Genomic DNA, 19,019 nt, shown 5'->3' with positions numbered 1-19,019 from the left:
GGCGCGCCGGGCCGGGCCCCCATTGCCCGACCGGGTCGGGCGGGCAACGGGGAGCGGTGATCACCCGACCTGCCACCGCGTGGGTTCGGTGGTGTAGCCGGAGGGCGTGAAGCCCCAGGAATGGCCGACCACGACCCGGTTCTCGCTGAGGTCGCCGGGGACGGCGTTCGGCAGCCCGTCGACCGGGGGCAGCGGGATGGCCGTGCCGCGGGTCCACAGGGTGAGCGCGTTGTAGCCGGACGTGCCGAGCACGTCGCCGTTGTCCGCCACCAGGTACGCCGACGTGCCGACCCCCTCGGGCGTCGTCAGGAGCGATGCGGGGGCGCCGCGCCGCCACAGGGTGGCGCGGGCGGCGCCCTGGCCGGTGCGGCTGGTGCCGACGACGTCACCGCGGTCGTTGATGGTCTTGGGGCCCGTGCTGATGAACGCCTGCAGGTCGCCCTCGGGGGCGCGCAGCACGGTCGGCACACCGTTGGTCCAGCGGACGCCGAGTGCGCCGAAGGAGCCGCCGGCCACGAGCACGCTGCCCGAACCCACGACCTCGCCGGAGTTGTTCATCCCCTCGACGGTCAGCCTGAACTCGCCGTCGCCCTCGGGCAGGCCGGTCGGCTCGGGCAGCTCCGCGCAGATCCCGTCGGCCCGGCAGGAGAACGGGAACTGGACGGTCTCGGTCCCGGTGAAGACGTTGGCGGTGCCCGCCACCTCTCCCCTGTCGTTGAGGAATTCCGGGGAGATGCTGACCGATCCGGGCACCGGACCCGGGGGCGGGGTGAGCCGCACGAGTGAGCCGTTGCGCTTGGCGACGGCGAACTTCCCCGGTTGGCCGACCGCGGCCCAGCCGAGCAGCACCTCGCGCCTGCGGTTGACCGCCAGGCCCTGGCTGCTGACGACCGGCTCGGGCGCCGCGATCGGGGTCGCCGCCCCGGTGGGTGAGAAGAGCACGGCCCGGTCGGCCACGTTGCCGGTGGACCACCCCGCGCCGTTCATCGCGCGCACGTTCGCGTCGGCGCCGAGCCGGATCAGCCTGCCGCCGCGCCACAGCACCGACTCCCCCGGTTCGGTTCGCAGGTGGCCCGCGACGGTGCGCCCGTTGTCGCTGACGAAGGCCGCGACCCCGCCTGCCACGCCCTGCGGCAGCGGGAACGGGGCCGCCACCGCGGTGACCGGGGTGGCCTGCGCGCTCGGTGCGGCGAGCAGCGCGGCCAGCGCCGTGGCCACCGCGGTCGCGGCGAGCACCTTGTTCCTCATGGGACCTCACGTTCCGCCTAATGGATTAATCTGCATAATTACATTATCTCGATCGGGCGCGCGGGTCCATCCCCGACCGAAGACCGGTCACCCACCGGTCGCTGTCTATGCTGGCTCGATGCGCACACCCGCCGAGCCGACCTGGTGACCGCCCGCTTCGAGGAACTCGACTGGCGGCCGACACCCCTGGGCGAACTCGTCCTGCGCCGCAGGCTCGACCCGGTGTCCGGTCGGCAGGTCCACGAGATCAAGCTCGGCGACGAGTTCCTGATGTCGAGCATGTTCACCGCCTCCGAGGTCGCGCTCGGCCGGTTGGCCCTCGGCAGGCTCGACGGCACCGGGCTCGACGTGGTGGTCGGCGGGCTGGGGCTCGGCTTCACCGCGCGCACCGTCCTGGAGAGCACCGCGGTCCGCTCGCTGGTCGTCGTGGACGCGCTGGCCGAGGTGATCGAGTGGCACGAGCGGGGCCTGATCCCCGCGGGCGCCGAACTGACCGCCGACCCGCGCTGCCGGTTCGCGCACGGCGACTTCTTCACCATGGCCCGCTCCGCCGACGGCCTCGACCCGGCCGAGCCGGGCAGGCGCTTCCACGCGGTGGTCGTGGACATCGACCACTCCCCCAGGCACCTGTTGCACCCGGACAACGCGGTGTTCTACACCCCGGCCGGGCTGCGGCACCTCACCTCGATGCTGCACCCCGGCGGCGTGTTCGCCCTGTGGTCCAACGACCCGCCGGACGCGGAGTTCACCGAGGTCCTCTCCGGGGTGTTCGTCGACGCCGCCGCCGAGGTCGTCACCTTCGACAACCCGTTGCAGCAGCGCGACGCCACGGCCACCGTCTACCTCGGATCGGTCCCGCCGGCCTGATCCCCGGGTGAACGCGGTGGGGACGAAGCCGTTCCCACCGCGGTGGTGGCTGGAGTTCACATCGTCGAAACCACCCGGGCGAAGCGCCTGTCCTAGGGTTTCGCCATCCTCGACGACATCGATCCCTTCATCGGTACCGCCGCCACCTCCCTGCCCGCGGCGCAGGGGCTGGCGGCCACCTGGTGGTGGCCGAAACCGCAGGTGGGCAACACCCACCCCGGGGCCACCTCCCCGCTCGGCATGGTGTCGGCCTGCGCCTACTCCGGCGCCTACCCCACCGGGTACGGGCTCTACACCAAGAACACCGAGGGCGTGCCCGAGCCGATGTTCGACCGGGTGCAGGCCTCCGGGTTCACCCACTTCCAGCAGTCCGGCACCGGGGCGATCCGCAAGTACTACAACTACGTGCGCGTCACCCCGATGGTGCAGCCGCTGGACACCCTCGGGCAGGCGTGGCCGCTGCACGACGAGACCGCCGAGGCCGGGTACTACGCGGCGACCCTCGACACCGGCATCCGCTCGGAGATCACCGTCGGCGAGAAGGTCGCCGTGCACCGGTACACCTTCCCCGAGCACCGCAGCGCCCGGGTCGTCGTCGACCTGTCCTGCGGCGGGCTGGCGATCGACCACGGCCGGACGGTGCCGCTGCGGGCGCACGTGGAGAGCACCGGCAACGGCCGCGCCCGGGGCACCGTCGTGGTCGAGGGGGTGCCGCTGTCGGTGCACGTGGAGGTCGACAGCCCGGGGTGGCGGCAGATGCTCTGGCACGACCGCAGGCTGATCGAGGGCGGCACGCGGCTGGACTTCGACCGCATCCGGCACACCACGCTGCGCCCGTTCGGGCTGCTGTTCATGGGGCCCACCCGCGCCGGGCAGAGCGTGGAGGTGCGCATCGGGTTCTCGCTGCGCGGCTGCGAACAGGCCAGGGACAACCTGCACCGGGAGTGCGGCGGGGCGGTGTCGGCGTTCGACGGCGTCCGCGCGCAGACCAGGGCCCGCTGGCGCGACCACGTCGGCCGGGTCGAGGTCGAGGGCGGGTCGCCGGCGCGGCGGCGGGTGTTCGCCACCTCGCTGTACCACTCGCTGATCAAACCGTGCTTCGCCGACGACGAGAGCCCGTTCTGGCCGACGGCCGGGCCGTTCGCCTTCGACGTGTGCACCATGTGGGACATCTACAAGACCCAGTTGCCGCTGCTCGCCGCGATCTGCCCCGGCCGGGCCGGGGACCTGCTGGAGTCGCTGATCCGGGTGTGCGAGGAGGAGGGCAACTTCCCCATCGGCTACCGGATGGCCCGCGGCGCCGACCGGTTCTTCCGGCAGGCGAGCGCGCTGGCGCACACCGCGCTGGCCGACGCGCACGCCCTGGGCCTCGGCGACCTGGACTGGAACTGGGCGCTGGTGCACATGGAGGGCGACCTGCGCCGGATGTACGGCGAGGACTTCTACGAACACGGCGTGGTGCACCCGATCTCGCACACCCTCGACCTCGCCTACGCCTACCACTGCACCTCCGGGGTGGCCAGGGCGCTCAACGACAGCGGGCTCGCCGACGACCTCGACGCCCGCGCCCGGCTGTGGACCAACGCGTTCGACCCGGCCACCGGCCTGCTGCGCGACTCGTCGTTCTACGAGGGCGGCAAGTGGAACTACTCGTTCCGCATCCTGCACGACATGGCGGGCCGGATCGCCGTGGCCGGGGGCGACGACGCGTTCGTGACCATGCTCGACCAGTTCTTCGGCCGCGGCGCGCCCCGGGTGGTGCAGCCGGGGAAGCGCCCGGACCAGGTGGTGATGGCGGCGGGGTACGCGCTGAACCGGTTCGAGGGCCTGAACAACGAGCCGGACATGGAAGCGCCGTGGTCCTACCACTACGCGGGCAGGCCGGACCGCACCGCCGAGGTGGTGCACGCGGCGCTGACCTGGCAGTTCGGCACCGGCCCCGGTGGGCTGCCGGGCAACGACGACTCCGGTGGGCTCAGCTCCTGGTACGTGTGGGCCTCGCTCGGGCTGTTCCCGGTCGCCGGGCAGAACCTGTTCCTGGTCAACGCACCCGCGTTCGAGCGCGCCACCGTCCACACCGGCCGCGGGGAATTCGTCGTCGAGACCAGCGGCCACCGCGAGGCGCCGATCAGCTCCGACGGGCTGGAGCAGGCGCCGCCGCCGCAGTACGTGCGGTCGGCCCGGCTCAACGGCAAGCCGCTGGACGCCGCGCACATCAGCGGGTCCGACCTGCACGCGGGCGGCACGCTGCACCTGGAGCTGGGCCCCGAGCCCTCGGGGTGGGGGCACCGGGTCCGCCCGCCGTCGTCGTCGGACCCGTTCGGGACGGGAGCACACCCATGACACGACCGAACCGCCGCCTCGTCATCGTCGTCCGGGCCGACCCGGTGATCTGCGGGCACTCCGGTGAGGCGCGCAACCTCGCCGAGGTCGCCCGCACCAGGGGCTTCGACGACGTCCGCCTGCTCACCTGGCCGATACCGGCGTTGCAGGCGGCGGGCCTGCCGCTGAAACCGCTCGACCGCATCACCCCCTACGGCGACGGCATCACGGTGGAGCGGCCGGAACCGGTCGGCGACTACCGGGTGCCGGACGGCCGGTACGTGGCCGGGCTGACCGGGCGCCTGGTCGAACTGCTCGCCGAGCCGGTCCCGACCACGTGCCTGTCGATGTACCTGGCCCCGCACGACGTGGTCGTCGGCGACGCCGTCGCCGCGGCGCGGGCGGCGGGCTACGCCCCCGACGTGCGCACCATGGCCAAGGCGGTGGGGTCGGACGTCACCAACGTGATCCGCTCCTGCCTGCGCGAGGGCCGCTTCGGCGCGGCGGTGGTCCTGTTCACCACCTTCCTGGCCAACGACCGGGTGCTGGCGGTCTCGGAGTACACCCGCCAGGAGATCATCGCCTCGGCGCGGGACGTGGACGCCCACTGCGGCACCCGCTTCGCCGAGGAGTGCGCGCGGCGGGTCGCGGTCAGCTACCCGCCGATCGACACCTCGGCCTACCTGGACCTGGACCCGGCCGCGGTGGACGCGGCACTGCACCGGCGGGGCCTGGAGCGCGACGGCTACGTGCTGTTCCTGTCCCGGGTGGCGCGCGCCAAGGGCATCCACGACCTGGTCACCGCGTTCGCCCGGTCGAAGGCGCGGTCGAAGGTCAAGCTCGTCGTCGCGGGCAACGGCCCGGCCCGCGACCAGGTCCGCGCCCTGACCGGGGACGACGACCGGATCGTGCACCTCGACGACGTGGACGACGAGGAGAAGCCGCTGCTCATGCGCGGCTGCGCGGCCTACGCGCTGCCGACCAAGCCGGAGCCCGAGTTCGTCGAGACCTTCGGCATCGCCCTGACGGAGAAGATGCTGGCGGGCGGCGGCCCGGTGATCACCACCACGACCGGCGGGACCGGCGAGGCGGTGGGCGACACGGCGATCACCGTGGCGGCGGGCGACGTCGCGGGCATCGCCGCGGCGATCGACCGGGTGGTGCTGGAGCTCTCGCCCGGGGAGCGCGCGGCCATGGAGGTCCGCGCCCGCGAGCACGCCATGGCCTTCGACCGGGTCCGGGTCTTCGACGACCTGTTCGCCCCACCGGACCCGATCACCCTGGCCACCCCCCGCTCCGCGTAGCGCGGTCAGACCGGGTCGCCGTCCGGCGGCGGCAGGTCCAGCACCCGGACGACCCAGGGCATGGCGGTGCCCAACTGCGCGCGCTGGACCACGCGCACGCGCGGGGCCGTCGGGATGGGCGGCAACCCGGCGCGGGCGGCGAACAGGCCCGCCACCAGTGCGGCCATCGCCGGGTCGAGGTCGAGGACGTCCTCGGGGCGCGGGCCGCCCTCCGCGTGCAGGCTCGGCAGCCAGAAGGCGACGTCGAGCTGCGGGTTGCCCAGGGCGGCGTGGTTCCAGTCGAACAGGACGGCCGCGCCGCCGCGCAGGCACAGGTTGTCGCTGCGGACGTCGAGGTGCAGGGTGGCGGTCCCGGTGAGCGCTTCCGGGGTGGCCGCCTCCAGCAGGACCGGCAGCGCGCGGTCGAGCCAGGCCGGGGAGCACAGGCCCAGGGACAGGAAGGGCCCGGGGTCCTCGGCGACCACGGGCCAACCGGCCGCGGCGTGGTGGTCCGTGCCGATCACCGGCAGGTCGAGCGGGGTCGCGTGCACCTCGTCCAGGGTCCGCAGGACCGCGTCGACCGAGTCCCGGGTCCACGGTGGGGGCCAGGTGGCGTCGGTGAGGTCTTCGAGCACGAGCAGGGGTTCGGCGCCGTCGTCGTCCCACCCCAGGAGTTCGGGGAGGAAGGCGGCGCTGAGCCCGCTGTAGACCGCGTGCTCGGCCCGCAGCCAGGACGCGGTCAGCGGCGCCCGCGCCACCTTGACGAACGCCGAGCGGCCCGCGCCGGTCCGCACGACCCACCGCTGGTTCGGCGCGTAGCCGCGGTCGGTCACCGCCCGCGCCCGCACGACCGGGGACCCCAGGATGCGCCGGACCCGCTCAGCGGTGGCCCCGTCGAGGTTCATGGCGCGCAACGGTAGCCGCCGCCGAGGTGCCCGCACGACCCGTTTCACCGCCCGGGGCGGTCGCGCGGGCGGTCGCGGACGGACATCGGGCTGCCGATACGCTGGCGGGCGCGAAGTGCGAGAACAGCGGAGGAATCGGTGGCAGGGAAAGACGGGCAGGACTGGGTTGCGCGGATCACCGACCGGGTGATCGCGGAGGCCGACCGGCGGGCGCCGGGCAAACCCATCGTGTCCGCCTCGGGGATCAGCCCCTCGGGGCCGATCCACCTGGGGAACCTGCGCGAGATCATGGTCCCGCACCTGGTCGCCGACGAGGTGCGCCGCCGGGGGCGGGACTGGGTGCACATCCTGTCCTGGGACGACTACGACCGGTTGCGGCGCGTGCCCGCCGACCTGCCCGCCGACTTCGCCGAGCACATCGGGCGCCCGCTGTCGGCGGTGCCGGACCCGTGGGGCGAGTACGAGAGCTGGGCCGAGCGGTTCAAGGCGCCGTTCCGCGCCGCGCTCGCGCAACTGGGCGTGGAGCTGCGCGAGATCAGCCAGACGCAGATGTACAGGTCCGGTGCCTACACCGAGCAGATCCTGCACGCGATGGACAACCGCGCGGTCATCGACGAGCTGCTGTCGCGGTACCGCACCAAGGGCGGCGACACGCCACCGTCCGAAGAGGAGTACTTCCCCTACCGCCCGTACTGCCACGAGTGCGGTCGGGACGAGACGGTGGTGACCGGGTACGACCGCGACGCCGCGACCGTCGACTACCGGTGCCGGTCCTGCGGGCACGGCGGCACGGTGCGGCTGCGCGAGGCCAACCACGGCAAGCTGGTGTGGAAGGTCGACTGGCCGATGCGCTGGGCCTACGAGGGCGTGGTCTTCGAGGGCGGCGGGGTGGACCACTCCTCCCCCGGTTCCTCGTTCACCGTGGGCTCGGACCTGGTGCGCCGGGTGTTCGACGCTGAACCCCCGGTGTACCAGGGGTACTCGTTCGTCGGGATCAAGGGCGCGGCCAAGATGTCCGGGTCGCGCGGCGGGGTGCCGACGGCGGCCGACGGCCTGCGCGTGCTGGAGGCGCCGGTCATGCGCTGGCTCTACACCCGCCGCAAGCCGGAGCAGGCGTTCACCGTGGACTTCGGGGCGGAGGTCGTGCGCCTCTACGACGAGTGGGACCGCCTGGGCACCCGCGTCGCCGAGGGCAAGGCGGACGCCTGGGAGGTGTCCGTGCTGGACCGGGCGACCGAGACCAGCCTCGGGAAGCTGCCCCGGCCGCAGCGCACGGTGTCCTTCCGGTTGATCTCCGCCGCGCAGGACATCACCGCGGGCGACGAGCGGCAGCTCACCCGCATCCTGCACGACGTGGACCCGGAGCTGACCCCGGCCGCCGTGCAGCCCCGGCTGGCACTGGCCGCGAACTGGCTGGAGGAGCACGTCCCGGCCGACGAGCGCACGCGGGTGCGCACCGAGCCCGCCACCGAGGCGCTGGCCGCGCTGGGCGGGGCCGACCGCGAGCACCTGCGGCTGCTGCTGGAGCACATGACCGACGACTGGAGCCTCGACGGCCTGACCCGGGTCGTCTACGGCGTGCCGAAGCTGGCCGCGGGCCTGCAACTCGACGACGCGCCCACCGACGGGGTCAAGCAGGCGCAGAAGGACTTCTTCAAGCTCATGTACCAGTTGCTGCTGGTCGACTCCGAGCGCGGGCCGCGGCTGCCCACGCTGCTGCTGTCCCTCGGCGACGACCGGATTCGGCACCTGCTGCCGGTGGGCTGACCCGGCGGTGGGCGCCGACCCGGGTCCGGGTCGGCGCCCACCGCGCTGTCACGGCCGGTCGTCGAAGAGCTGCACCCAGCGGCCGTCGAAGCCGCCGTTCGCGGCGGTGTACCACTGCCCGGTCAGCCAGGTCCCCGCTTCCCGCCTCTCGGCGGTGTCGACGACCCCGGTGTGCACGAAGAAGTCGTGCTGGCGCCAGTACGCGCCGTGCGAGGCGGGGTCGCCGCTGGCCGCACCGCGGCTGCGGCCCTGGCTGTCGAGACCGAAGCCCTGGTAGCCGCCGAAGTCGTCGGAACCGGAGATGGTGTCGGCGTTCTCCTCACCGGAGTAGGCGCCGTAGAACCAGCTCTTCGACAGGATGCCCTCGCGGCCGTCGGTCAGGTCGGACTGGCCGGAGTCGCGGGAGGCGGTGTAGAAGCGCTGGAGCCCGGCGGTGACCTCGGCCGCGCCGGACTCCGAGGTCACCGGGGACTCCAGCAGGACGTCGCTGGACTCGTCGCTGAGCCAGTGGGTGGCCCAGGCCGCGTGCTGCCAGTGGGTGGGGACGATGTCGGCGAGGTCCTGCAACTCGTAGGTCACCCGCTTGGTGGCCCGCCAGGGGACCTCCGTGTCGTCGTCGACCTTGCTGGCGAGGTCGTGAGCGGTCGCCGGGGTCACCGCGCCCGCCCGCAGCGCCGCCACCGCGCCGGTGGAGCGCTCCGGGACGAAGACGTAGTGGACGTTCTTGTCGCTGTCGTTGTTGATGTCGACCTCGGCCGTGCCCGTGCCTTCGACCCGCGACGCCACGGTGGCCCAGGAGTCGGTGACGAACCGCAGTTCGTGGCCGTGGCGGTTGACCGTCACCGAGTCCAGGTCGCTGCCGTCGGCCTGCCACAGCATCAGGTGCTTACCGGTCGGGGCGGTCATGAAGTTGACGCCGCGGCGCATCACGTGGTCCTTGTGGTCGGTGATGGTGGCGTACACGGGGGTTTCGCCGGTACCGGGGTCTCCGGTGACGCCGTGCAGCACGATCTCGACGCGCTCCCAGTCGTGGATGTCCTTGAAGTCCTTGTCGGCCGCGTTGTAGACGTGGTAGATCAGGACAAGGTCTTTGGTGCCGCCGCTGGTGTACTCGATCAGGGCTGTGTAGAGGGTGGGTCGGATGCGCCAGTCGGGGTGGGCGCCCGCCAGCGTGTACCGGTTGACCTCGCGCCAGTTCACCCGGTTGTTCGAGAAGTTCCCGTCGCGGTCGAAGTCGTAGTTCGACAGCCAGTCGGTGCCCTCACGGCCGCTGCTCTCGTCCCCGCGCTTGAAGATGACGGGCGCGTAGTGCGACAGGTACGCCTGCCGCTGCGCCGCGCTCAACGTCCACGCCGCCGCCGACGCACCGCCCACCCCCGGCACCGCCAGCGGCGCTGCCACCAGCAGCAGGACCGCGACCAACCCGCGAACGACCTTCGACACCGCGCACCCCTCCCGACGTCACCAGGTGATCAGGCTAGTGACCCCGGGCAGGTGGCCACATCGGTCAGTTGGAGTCAGTTCCTTGCCAACCGATGCCGCTCTCGGCCACAGCGGTGGTGGGTCAGGGGGCGGTGTCCGTCCAGGTGACCGGCAGCTCGTGGACGCCGTAGATGTTCATGTCGGTCCTGAGCCGCACCTCGGCCGCCGGGACGGCGAGCCGCAGGGTCGGGAAGCGGCGCAGCAGCCCGCCGAAGCCCGCCCGCATCTCGATGCGGGCCAACTGCTGGCCGAGGCACTGGTGGATGCCGTGGCCGAAGGACATGTGGCCGCGGGCGTTGCGGTGCGGGTCCAGGGCGTCGGGGTCGTCGAAGCGCCGGGGGTCGCGGTTGGCGGCCAGCAGCGCGAGGACGACGGTCGAACCCTCCGGGATCGTCTCGCCGCCGAGTTCGATGTCCTCCGTGGCGTAGCGGTAGAGGAAGTCGACCACGGCCAGGTGGCGCAGGAACTCCTCGACGGCACCGGGCAGCAGGTCCGGGTCGGCGCGCAGTTCGGCGAACAGGTCGGGGTGCTCCAAGAGCGCGAAGGTGCCCAGTGCCAGCATGTTGGCGGTGGTCTCGTGGCCCGCCAGCAGCAGGAGGAAGGCCATGCCGACCAGTTCCTCGACGGTGAGGTCGTCATTGCGGGCCAGGTCGGACAGCAGGTCGTCGGCGGGGGCGGCGCGCTTGCCGGTGACCAGTTCGGCGAGGTAGCCGGTCAGCTCGTTGTACGCGGCCATCTTGTCCTGGAACGAGATGTCCTTGACCAGGATCTTGGCGGAGTTGACCTGGAAGTTCTCCCGGTCCGCGTAGGGGACGCCGAGCATTTCGCAGATCACCAGCGAGGGCACCGGCAGCGCGAACTCCCTGACCAGGTCGACCGGTGGGGTCAGGTTCGCCAGGTGCTCCAGTTGCCGCTCGGCGATCTCGGTGATGTGCCTTTCGAGCTGCCGCATGCGCTTGACGGTGAACGCGCCGGTCAGGGTGCGCCGCAGCCGGGTGTGGTCCGGCGGGTCCATGCCGATGAACACGCCCGGCACCTGCGGGGACGGTTCGGTCATGGCGGGCATGCCGGGGGTCTCGTAGGGCAGGTGCAGGACGCCGATGTCCTGGCGGGAGCTGAACCGGGCGTCGGCCATGGCCTGGCGGACCGCGTCGTAGCCGGTGACGAGCCAGCCCTCGTGGCCGTCGGGGAAGAGCATGGGGCTGACGGGGCGGCCCTCGCGCAGCCGGGTGATGGCACTGGGCGGGTCGAAGGGGCTCGCGTCGCGGTCCAGGGGGAGGCCGTGCGGAGTGGGGACCGTCGAGGTCATCGGGTTTCCTTTCGCGGGAGGGTGGGGATCAGGGCGGTCAGCGGGCGTATTCGCGGTTGAACAGCCGCTTGGACCAGAGGTGGCCGCCGAGGGCGATCAGGGCGCACCAGCCGAGCGCGACGGCGGCGTTGTGCCCGACCGGGGTGCCCATCAGCAGGCCGCGCAGGGTTTCGATGATCGGGGTGAACGGCTGGTACTCGGCGAACCAGCGCAGCCCGGCGGGCATGGAGTCGGTGGGGACGAACCCGCTGCCCAGGAACGGCAGGAGCAGCAGCGGCATCCCGACGTTGCTCGCGGCCTCGACGCTCTTGCTGACCTGGCCGAGCGCGACCGACAGCCAGACCAGGGCGAACGTCAGCGCCACCAGGAAGCCCGCCGTGGCCAGCCACCCGGCGAACCCGGCGGCGGGCCGGAAGCCGACCAGCAGGGCCACACCGATCACGACCGCCAGGGCGAACGCCGCCTGGATGACGCTGCCCAGCACGTGCCCGGTCAGCACCGAGACGCGGGCGATGTGCATGGTGCGGAACCGGGCGATGATGCCCTCGGTCAGGTCCATGGCGACCGAGATCGCCGTCCCCTGGACCACGGCCGTCACGGTCATCAGGATGATCGCGGGGGTGACGTAGTTGACGTAGGCGTCCCGCCCGCCGGACGCCCCGCCGAGCCCGGCGCCCAGGGTGCCGCCGAACACGTAGACGAACAGCAGCAGGAACACGATCGGCATCCCGACGAGCATCACGGTCAGCGACGGGTAGCGCAGCATGTGCTTGAGGTTGCGGCGCAGCATGGTCGCCGAGTCGCGCAGCGGGTGGAACCGGAGGTCCGCCGGGGCGGGTCCGGCGGGGGCGGGGGTGCTCATCGGGAGGTCACCTTCTCGTCGTGGGGGTTGCCGGTGAGGGCGAGGAAGACGTCGTCGAGGTCGGGGGTGTGCACGGACAGCTCGTCGACCTCGATGGCCCGGTCGTCGAGCCGGTCGATCAGGGTCTTGAGCGAGCGCAGGCTGCCGTCGCTGGGCACCCGCAGGGCGAGGGCGTCGTCGTCGCGGGAGACCTCGCCCAGCAGGCGGGCGGCGGCGTCGAGGCCGAGCGGGTCGGCGAACCGCAGGCGGACGTGCCCGCCGGGGATGCGGCGCTTGAGCTGGTCCGCGGTTCCCTCGGCGACGAGCCTGCCGCGGTCGAGGACCGCGATGCGGTCGGCCAGCTCGTCGGCCTCCTCCAGGTACTGGGTGGTCAGGAAGATGGTGACGCCACCGGCCACCAGCTCCCGGACGATCTGCCACATGCCCCGGCGGCTGCGCGGGTCCAGGCCGGTGGTCGGCTCGTCGAGGAAGATCACCCGCGGGCTGCCGACCAGGGTCATGGCCAGGTCGAGCCGCCGCCGCATCCCCCCGGAGTACGTGGAGACCGGCTTACCGGCCGCCTCGACCAGGTCGAACTGCTCCAGCAGCCGCCCGGCGCGGCGCTTGCCGTCGCCCCGGGGCAGGTGGTGCAGGTCCGCCATCAGGTGCAGGTTCTCCCTGCCGGTGAGCAGGTTGTCCACCGCGGAGAACTGGCCGGTGACACCGATCGCGGCGCGCACGGCGTCGGGTTCGGTGGTGAGGTCGTGCCCGGCGACCCTGGCGCTCCCGGCGTCGGCGCGGATCAGGGTGGACAGGACCTTGACCGTGGTGGTCTTCCCGGCGCCGTTGGCGCCGAGCAGCGAGAAGACGCTCCCGCGCGGGACGTCCAGGTCGATGCCGTCGAGGACGACGTGGTCGCCGAAGGACTTGCGCAGCCCGGTGGCCGCGATCGCCGAGTGCTGGGTGTGCATGGGATTTCCCTTCCGGGGGTGGGGAGAGCGGGTCAGGAGCGGCGGATGGTGATGGCGCCGAACGAGGTCTGCGCGCGCACCTCGACGGTCTCGTCGGACTCCCCCGGGCTGGTGGCGTTCTCCAGCAGGTTGCGCACCTGCCCGAAGCCGGTGTTGACCTCCAGCCAGGCGGCGGTGCCCTCGGCGATGCCGATGTCCAGGTCGCCCATCGCGGTGCCGAGTTCGACCGAGCCGCGGGCCACCTCGCCGAGGCGGATGCTGCCGTTGGACGTCTTCGCCTCGACCCCCGCGCCCGCCCGGTCGACGGAGATGTCGCCGTTCGCCGAGCGCACCCGCACGTCGCCGGTGACCCCGGCGAGCGCGGTGTCGCCGTTGGAGTTCTTGACCACCACGGAGCCGTCGGTGTTGCCGATGCGGACCTTGCCGGAGCCGGTGTGGACCTCGGCGTTGCCCGCGACGCCGTCCGCGGTGACGTGCCCGGCCGCGGTGTCCACGCGCAGGGAGCCGGTCCGCTCCAGCCGGACGTTCCCGGCGGAGGTCCTGAACCGGCACTCGCCGAGCCTGCCCGTGCCGTTGAGGTCCCCCACCTGCACCTCGCCGGTCACCTGCGAGCCGCTGGGCAGGGCGATGGACACCTCCACCGACCTGGTCTTGCGGGAGAAGTCGAAAGCGCGCGACTTCGGCCCCACGACCTGGAGCACCCCGTTCGCGTAGTCGACGCGGACCCGTTCGGCGGCCTGCACGTCCGAGTCGTTGGACTCGTCGCTCGGGCGGACGTCGACGGAGGTGTCGGCGCGGTCGCTCGCGGTGATCCGCACGTTGCCCGTGCCGAGTTCGACGGTGACGGAGATCGGTTCGGGTGTGTCGAAAATGGGCATGGCTGTCCCCTCGTCATGGGTCGGTGACACGTCCCCGCAGGTCAGGGACGCGTGTGGGAAAGCGGTGGGGCTAGCGCACCCAGCCGGTGAGGCGCTGCTGGGCCCGCTTGGCACCGGTGCGCTGCTCGGGCCGCTGGTCGCGGTCGGAGCGTTGCAGTGCGGTCGAGGCCGCGCGGACCAGCCAGGCGTTGACCGAGCGCCCCTCCTTGGCGGCGGCCTCCTCGACCGCGGCCTTGAGCTGCTCGGGGAGGCGCACGTTGATCCGCGAGCTGGGGCCGTCCTCGGCGATCAGCGGGCCGCCGTCGGCCGCCGCCGGGTCCTCCTCGACCGCGGCCTCGGTCGGTTCGGCAGGCGGTGCGGTCACGACGAAGTTCGGGTCGCGGCCGCGCAGGCGCAGTTCGACCGAGCCGGGGGCCAGGTCCCGGGTGATCTCGTCGGCCGCGGCGGACAGCGCCTCCAGCAGCGTCATCCGGATCGCCGACTCGAGCGACCCGGTCAGCCGCTCGACCAGCAGCCGCGCCTCGTCGCCGCTGGCTTCGGCGAGCGTGGCGAACTCACGCCCGAGGTTGCCCACATAGGAGGTCAGGTCCATGGCACAAGCATGGCACACGCGTGGCACCACGGCAAGCCATCTTGGCTCAGGATGATGCCATGGCGGCACCAGTTGACGCGCCACCGTTGAAATGTGCTGGTCAAAGCGGTGCCATCCGACGACCCGGGAGGCTCTGGAGGTGGGCGGGGGTCTGGGCGGCGCGTTCGTCACGCCCGCCACAACCCTCCGCCGAAGTTGTTCGGTGCGGTACTAGAGCCACGGGTCGGCGCGGTGCCAGCATGGGCGCCCCGGCATCAACTGGAGGTCCCCGTGGTGGTTCGACCGTCGTGGCGCCCGCTCGCGTGCCTGGCCGTGGCGGGTGTCGCGGTCACCGCCCTGACCGGGTCGGGCAGCGGTGCCGCCGAAGCCGCCCCGGAGCCCGTGGCCGACCACGTCGAGGTGACGACCGGGGGCCTGCCGTCGGTGCCCGCCTACCGGGTCGCCGCGCCCGTCGTCGACGGCGGTGTCGCCGTGCTGGACGACATCGCCGACTACGGCGCCGAGCGGGTCAGCGGGCGGGCGGGGCTCGCCGGTGGGGTGACGGCCGCGTTCGACCTGCGCCGCGGCGCGATCGGGCTGGCGGGCGAGGTCACCCTGGACGACCCGGCCGCGGGCGTGCGGGTCAAGGCCCAGGTGTCCGGGGGCGTCAGCCGGGTCGCCGACGACACGATCCGGTGGTCGGGGCTGGTGGAGATCACCAGGGCCGGGAGCCGGAACCTCGTCCTCGCCACCATCACCGTGGTCGACCGCGTCCTGGACGCGGGCAACCACGCGGTCACCCTGCGCCACGCCGGGCAGGACCGCAGGGCCGTCGTGCACGTGCCCGCCGGGCGGGGCGGGGCGCGGGGGCTGCCCGTCCTGTTCCACTTCCCCGGGTTGCTGGAAACCCCGGCCGTCGCCGAGCAGTACGACAAGCTGACCCCGCACGCCGACGAGCGGGGCTACCTGCTCGTCATCCCCGAGCACTACGGCACCGGGTGGCAGGGCGTCCTGGGCGGCCCGCCCGTCCCCGACGTCGACGACCCGGGTTTCGTGCGCGCCCTCGCGGCCGAGGTCCACGAGCGCTTCGGCGGTGACCCGCGGCGCACCTACTCCTCGGGGATGAGCAACGGAGGGTTCTTCACCAGCCTGACCGCCTGCGTGCTCACCGACGTCTTCGCCGCCTTCGCCCCGGTCTCGGGCCAGCTCAACGACCCGCGGGGCTGCGCGCCCGCGCGGCAGATCCCGATCGCGATGATCCACGGCGACGCCGACCCGCTGGTCCGCTACAGCACCACCGCCCCCGCCGCCGCGTTCTGGGCGGCCCACAACGGGTGCGCACCCGAGCCGGTCGCCACGCCCCTGCCCGACACCGACCCCGACGACGGCACCACCGCCGTCCGGCACGACTACACCGGGTGCGCAGCGGGTGCCCCGGTCGTCCTGTTCCAGGTCGTCGGGGCCGGGCACGCCTGGCCCGGTGGCGACCCGTACCCCGTGCCGTCGCTCGGGATCGCGGGCCGCGACCTCGACGCCAACGAGGCCATCTGGGACTTCGTCTCCCGGTACACCCTGCCGGTCTCCTGACCCCGTGACCTGATCCGTCCGCACGCGGACCACCGCTGTCCGCGCCCCCGGGCATACCGTCGCGGTGTGGACAGCGGAGCGCGACGGGTCGTGGTGGTGGTGCAGCCCGCGGTCAACCTGTTGGACCTGGCCGGGCCGGTGCAGGTCTTCGACGCGGCGAACCACCGCGGCGCGGCCTACCGGCTGGAGTACGCCGCGGTGGCGGACCGGGTCGACAGCGCGCAGGGGCTGCGGCTGGCGGACCTGGGGCCGTTGCCGGATGTGTCCGCGGGCGACCTCGTGCTGGTCCCCGGCCCCCGGCTGGAGCGGACCGGGGTGCGGGTCGACCCGGAACTGGTGACCTGGCTGCGGCGGTCGGCGGCGGCCGGTGCGGAGTTCGCCGCCGTGTGCAGCGGGGCGGCCGCGCTCGGGGAGGCCGGTCTGCTGGACGGCCGCCGCTGCACGACGCACTGGGAGCTGCTGGAGCCCATGCGTTCGCGCTACCCCCGGGCGAAGGTCCAGGACGGCGTGCTGTTCACCCACGACGGCCCGGTCAGCACCAGCGCGGGCGTCGCGTCGGGCATCGACCTGGCGTTGTCGCTGGTGCACCGCGACCACGGCCCGGCCACGACCGCGGCCGTCGCCCGCGCGCTGGTCGTGTACCTGCGCAGGCCCGGCGGTGGGGCGCAGTTGAGCCCGTTCCTGAGCTCCCGGGCGCACGTCGACGAGGCGGTGCACGCCGTGCAGGACCACATCGCCGAGCACCTGGACCGGCCGCACCGGCTGGCCGACCTGGCCGCCCGGGTGCACCTGTCGCCGCGCGGCCTGAGCCGGGCGTTCACCGCGGCAACCGGCATCACCCCGCTGGAGTTCCACCAGCGGTTGCGCCTGGCCATGGCCGAGGACCTGCTGACCGCGACCGACCTGACCGTGTCCGCGGTCGCCGCCCGCACCGGCTTCCGCGACGCCCGCCAACTCCGCAGGCTCTACCGCGAACGCCACGGCGCCCCGCCGTCGTCGCTGCGCGCCTGACACCCGATTCTCCCGAGAGGACCCCATGCGCTTCCGCGTGCTCGGCGGCGTCGTCGCCGCGACCCTGTTCGCCGGTGCCGCCGCCCTCGGCGTGACCGCGTCGATGGCGGAGGGCTTCCCCGAACCGCCGCCGGGCCACTGGCCCGCCACCGCACCCGTGCCACCGGACCGGCTGGTGGTGGCCGTGGCGGTCGGCGCGACCGGTTCGGTGGCCGCCGACGTGCTCGCCCCGTACTCGGTGTTCGCCGGGTCGCCGCGGTTCGGGGTGCGGGTGGTGGCCCAGGAGCTGTCGCCGGTCACCCTCTCCGGCGGGTTGCACGTCGTGCCGGACAACACCTTCGCCCAGGTCGAGGCGCCGGACGTGGTGGTCGTGCCCGCGGTCGTCGACTGGGCGGGGCCGGGCGAGGCGGCGCTGCGGGAGTGGGTGGCGCGGCAGGCGGACCGGGGCGCGCTCGTCCTGGGGGTGTGCAGCGGGGCCAAGGTGCTGGCCGAGGCGGGGGTGCTCGACGGCCGCTCCGCGACCACGTTCTGGTCCGCTGTGGACGGTATGCGCGATGACCACCCCGCCGTGGACTGGGTCGCGGGCAGGCGGTACGTCGAAGACGGTGACGTCATCACCACGGCGGGCGTCAGCTCGGGGGTCGTCGGGGCGCTGCGCGTGGTCGAGCGGTTGGCCGGGCCGGAGGAGGCCGAGCGGGCGGGCGCCCTGGCGGCGTACCCGGGTTGGTCGCGCGCGGCGGGGCTGGACATCCCGGCGCGCGGGTACTCCCCCGCCGACCTGCCGTACGTGCTCAACGCGGCCTTCCCGTGGGGGCGGGCGACCACGGGGGTCGGGGTCGGCCCGGGGGTGGACGAACTGGACCTGGCCGCCGCCCTGGAGGTGTACTCCGGCTCGTCGTTCGCCCAGCGCACCGTCCCGGTGGCCGTGGCGGGCGAGACGCGCACCCGGCACGGCCTGCGCCTGCTGGCCGCCGCACCCGCCGACCTCGACCGCCTGGTGCTGACCGCCGACGACCCGGCGCTGACCCGGTGGGCCGCTGAGCACGACGTGCCGGTGAGCCGGGTGCGCGGGTTCGACGCCGCGCTGACCGACCTGGCGGTCACCGCGGACCGGGCGAGTGCGACGGCCGCCGGCAAGTTCATCGAGTACCCGACCGCGCACCTGGCGCTCACGGGCGGCCCGTGGCCGTGGCGCCCCACCGTCCTGTTGGTCCTCACCGTGCTCGTGGCGGGCACCGCAGGCCTGCTGATCGCCCGGCGGGACAAGGGGAAAGCGTCGGACGGGGGAAAGTAGACTGGTGAGGGCATCCGAGGAGGGCCAGTGCTCACGAAGAAGGGTGCCGCGACCCGGTAGCGGATCGTGGAGGCGGCGGTCGCGGAGATCCGCGAGCGCGGCATCGGCGCGGTCACCCTCGACGACGTCGGGCGGCGCAGCGGCACCGGCAAGAGCCAACTCTTCCACTACTTCCCCGGGGGCAGGGAGCAACTGCTGCTGGCGGTGGCCCAGTGGGAGGCCGACCGGGTGCTGCGGGACCAGCAGCCGCACCTCGGGCAGCTCACCTCGTGGGCGGCGTGGCGGCGGTGGCGGGACGCGGTGGTCGAGCGCTACCGGGAGCAGGGGGCGCACTGCCCGCTGGGGGTGTTGATCACCGAGGCGGACAGGCACACCCCGGCCGCGCAGGCGGTCACCCGGCAGCTCCTGGGCCAGTGGCAGCACCACGTCCGGGTCGGCATCGAGCAGATGCAGGGCAGCGGCGACATCAGCCGCGACGTCGACCCGGACGCCGCGGCCGGTGCGCTGATCGCCGCGATCCAGGGCGGGGTGGTGATCCTGCTGTCGACGGGTTCTCCCGCGCACCTGGAATCCGTCCTGGACCTGTGCTTGGACTACCTGCGCACCTACCGCTGAACCCAGTTGCGCACCACCGGGTGGTAGAAGGCGGGCTTGTCCCCGACCTTGGCACCGGGGCTGACCAG

General features: G+C 73.3%; 16 protein-coding genes. 8 read left to right on the top strand and 8 right to left on the bottom strand.

Annotated features, from left to right (window positions below; genetic code table 11):
- Positions 1 to 60: 60 nt before the first annotated feature.
- Positions 61 to 1,248 carry a hypothetical protein gene (locus tag DFQ13_RS13465; protein WP_110080034.1) on the bottom strand — a complete coding sequence of 396 codons (1,188 nt, stop codon included), beginning with the start codon at positions 1,246 to 1,248 and terminating at the stop codon, positions 61 to 63.
- Positions 1,249 to 1,392: 144 nt separating this feature from the next.
- Between DFQ13_RS13465 and DFQ13_RS13460 the strand changes: the two genes are divergently transcribed.
- The 3 genes from DFQ13_RS13460 (at position 1,393) to DFQ13_RS13450 (ending at position 5,741) form a co-directional block, all read left to right on the top strand.
- The gene (locus DFQ13_RS13460; protein WP_110080033.1) at positions 1,393 to 2,115 is read left to right on the top strand and encodes a spermidine synthase family protein; all 723 of its coding nucleotides are present in this window, start codon (positions 1,393 to 1,395) and stop codon (positions 2,113 to 2,115) included.
- Between the two features lie 105 nt (positions 2,116 to 2,220).
- A complete protein-coding gene (locus DFQ13_RS13455; RefSeq protein ID WP_110080032.1) occupies positions 2,221 to 4,458 on the top strand; it encodes a glycoside hydrolase domain-containing protein in 2,238 nt (745 codons plus the stop codon).
- Entirely contained in the window at positions 4,455 to 5,741 is a 1,287-nt protein-coding gene (locus DFQ13_RS13450; RefSeq protein ID WP_035284589.1) for a glycosyltransferase, read from the top strand. Before DFQ13_RS13455 ends, DFQ13_RS13450 begins: the two co-directional genes overlap by 4 nt.
- Before the next feature lie 5 nt (positions 5,742 to 5,746).
- On the opposite strand, the gene DFQ13_RS13445 is transcribed toward DFQ13_RS13450, so the two are convergent.
- Entirely contained in the window at positions 5,747 to 6,625 is an 879-nt protein-coding gene (locus DFQ13_RS13445; protein WP_110080031.1) for a phosphotransferase, read from the bottom strand.
- A gap of 138 nt (positions 6,626 to 6,763) precedes the next feature.
- Between DFQ13_RS13445 and lysS the strand changes: the two genes are divergently transcribed.
- Positions 6,764 to 8,392 (top strand): lysine--tRNA ligase, encoded by a 1,629-nt coding sequence (gene lysS / locus DFQ13_RS13440; RefSeq protein WP_035284592.1) that lies wholly within the window; start codon positions 6,764 to 6,766, stop codon positions 8,390 to 8,392.
- Positions 8,393 to 8,440: 48 nt separating this feature from the next.
- Here the strand turns inward: lysS and DFQ13_RS13435 are convergent, their stop codons facing one another.
- The 6 genes from DFQ13_RS13435 to DFQ13_RS13410 all read right to left on the bottom strand — a co-directional run bounded on the left by DFQ13_RS13435 (position 8,441) and on the right by DFQ13_RS13410 (position 14,465).
- Positions 8,441 to 9,835, bottom strand: a complete 1,395-nt coding sequence (locus DFQ13_RS13435) for a hypothetical protein (RefSeq protein WP_110080030.1) — start codon at positions 9,833 to 9,835, stop codon at positions 8,441 to 8,443.
- A 121-nt stretch (positions 9,836 to 9,956) separates the two neighbouring features.
- Positions 9,957 to 11,183, bottom strand: a complete 1,227-nt coding sequence (locus DFQ13_RS13430) for a cytochrome P450 (protein WP_110080029.1) — start codon at positions 11,181 to 11,183, stop codon at positions 9,957 to 9,959.
- A 37-nt stretch (positions 11,184 to 11,220) separates the two neighbouring features.
- Positions 11,221 to 12,045, bottom strand: coding sequence for an ABC transporter permease (locus tag DFQ13_RS13425; protein ID WP_110080028.1), 825 nt, complete (start codon positions 12,043 to 12,045; stop codon positions 11,221 to 11,223).
- Entirely contained in the window at positions 12,042 to 12,995 is a 954-nt protein-coding gene (locus tag DFQ13_RS13420) for an ATP-binding cassette domain-containing protein (protein ID WP_110080027.1), read from the bottom strand. The genes DFQ13_RS13425 and DFQ13_RS13420 overlap by 4 nt, the downstream gene beginning before the upstream one ends.
- A 32-nt stretch (positions 12,996 to 13,027) precedes the next feature.
- A complete protein-coding gene (locus DFQ13_RS13415; protein WP_110080026.1) occupies positions 13,028 to 13,873 on the bottom strand; it encodes a DUF4097 family beta strand repeat-containing protein in 846 nt (281 codons plus the stop codon).
- Positions 13,874 to 13,943: 70 nt separating this feature from the next.
- Positions 13,944 to 14,465: a YlcI/YnfO family protein gene (locus tag DFQ13_RS13410; protein ID WP_110080025.1), complete on the bottom strand. Its 522-nt coding sequence runs from the start codon at positions 14,463 to 14,465 to the stop codon at positions 13,944 to 13,946.
- A gap of 270 nt (positions 14,466 to 14,735) precedes the next feature.
- Here DFQ13_RS13410 and DFQ13_RS13405 point away from each other — a divergent pair, with 270 nt between their 5' ends.
- The 4 genes from DFQ13_RS13405 (at position 14,736) to DFQ13_RS13390 (ending at position 18,951) form a co-directional block, all read left to right on the top strand.
- The gene (locus tag DFQ13_RS13405) at positions 14,736 to 16,031 is read left to right on the top strand and encodes an alpha/beta hydrolase family esterase (RefSeq protein ID WP_110080024.1); all 1,296 of its coding nucleotides are present in this window, start codon (positions 14,736 to 14,738) and stop codon (positions 16,029 to 16,031) included.
- A 66-nt stretch (positions 16,032 to 16,097) separates the two neighbouring features.
- Positions 16,098 to 17,042, top strand: coding sequence for a GlxA family transcriptional regulator (locus tag DFQ13_RS13400; protein ID WP_035284603.1), 945 nt, complete (start codon positions 16,098 to 16,100; stop codon positions 17,040 to 17,042).
- 25 nt (positions 17,043 to 17,067) lie between these two features.
- Positions 17,068 to 18,336 carry a DJ-1/PfpI family protein gene (locus tag DFQ13_RS13395; protein ID WP_110080023.1) on the top strand — a complete coding sequence of 423 codons (1,269 nt, stop codon included), beginning with the start codon at positions 17,068 to 17,070 and terminating at the stop codon, positions 18,334 to 18,336.
- A 63-nt stretch (positions 18,337 to 18,399) separates the two neighbouring features.
- Positions 18,400 to 18,951, top strand: coding sequence for a TetR/AcrR family transcriptional regulator (locus DFQ13_RS13390; RefSeq protein ID WP_233438403.1), 552 nt, complete (start codon positions 18,400 to 18,402; stop codon positions 18,949 to 18,951).
- The last annotated feature ends 68 nt before the right edge of the window (positions 18,952 to 19,019 follow it).

It is taken from the genome of Actinokineospora spheciospongiae, from assembly GCF_003182415.1.
Taxonomy (GTDB): domain Bacteria; phylum Actinomycetota; class Actinomycetes; order Mycobacteriales; family Pseudonocardiaceae; genus Actinokineospora; species Actinokineospora spheciospongiae.
The sequence above is the reverse complement of the archived record's forward strand: the minus strand, read 5'-3'. Positions and strand labels throughout refer to the sequence as shown.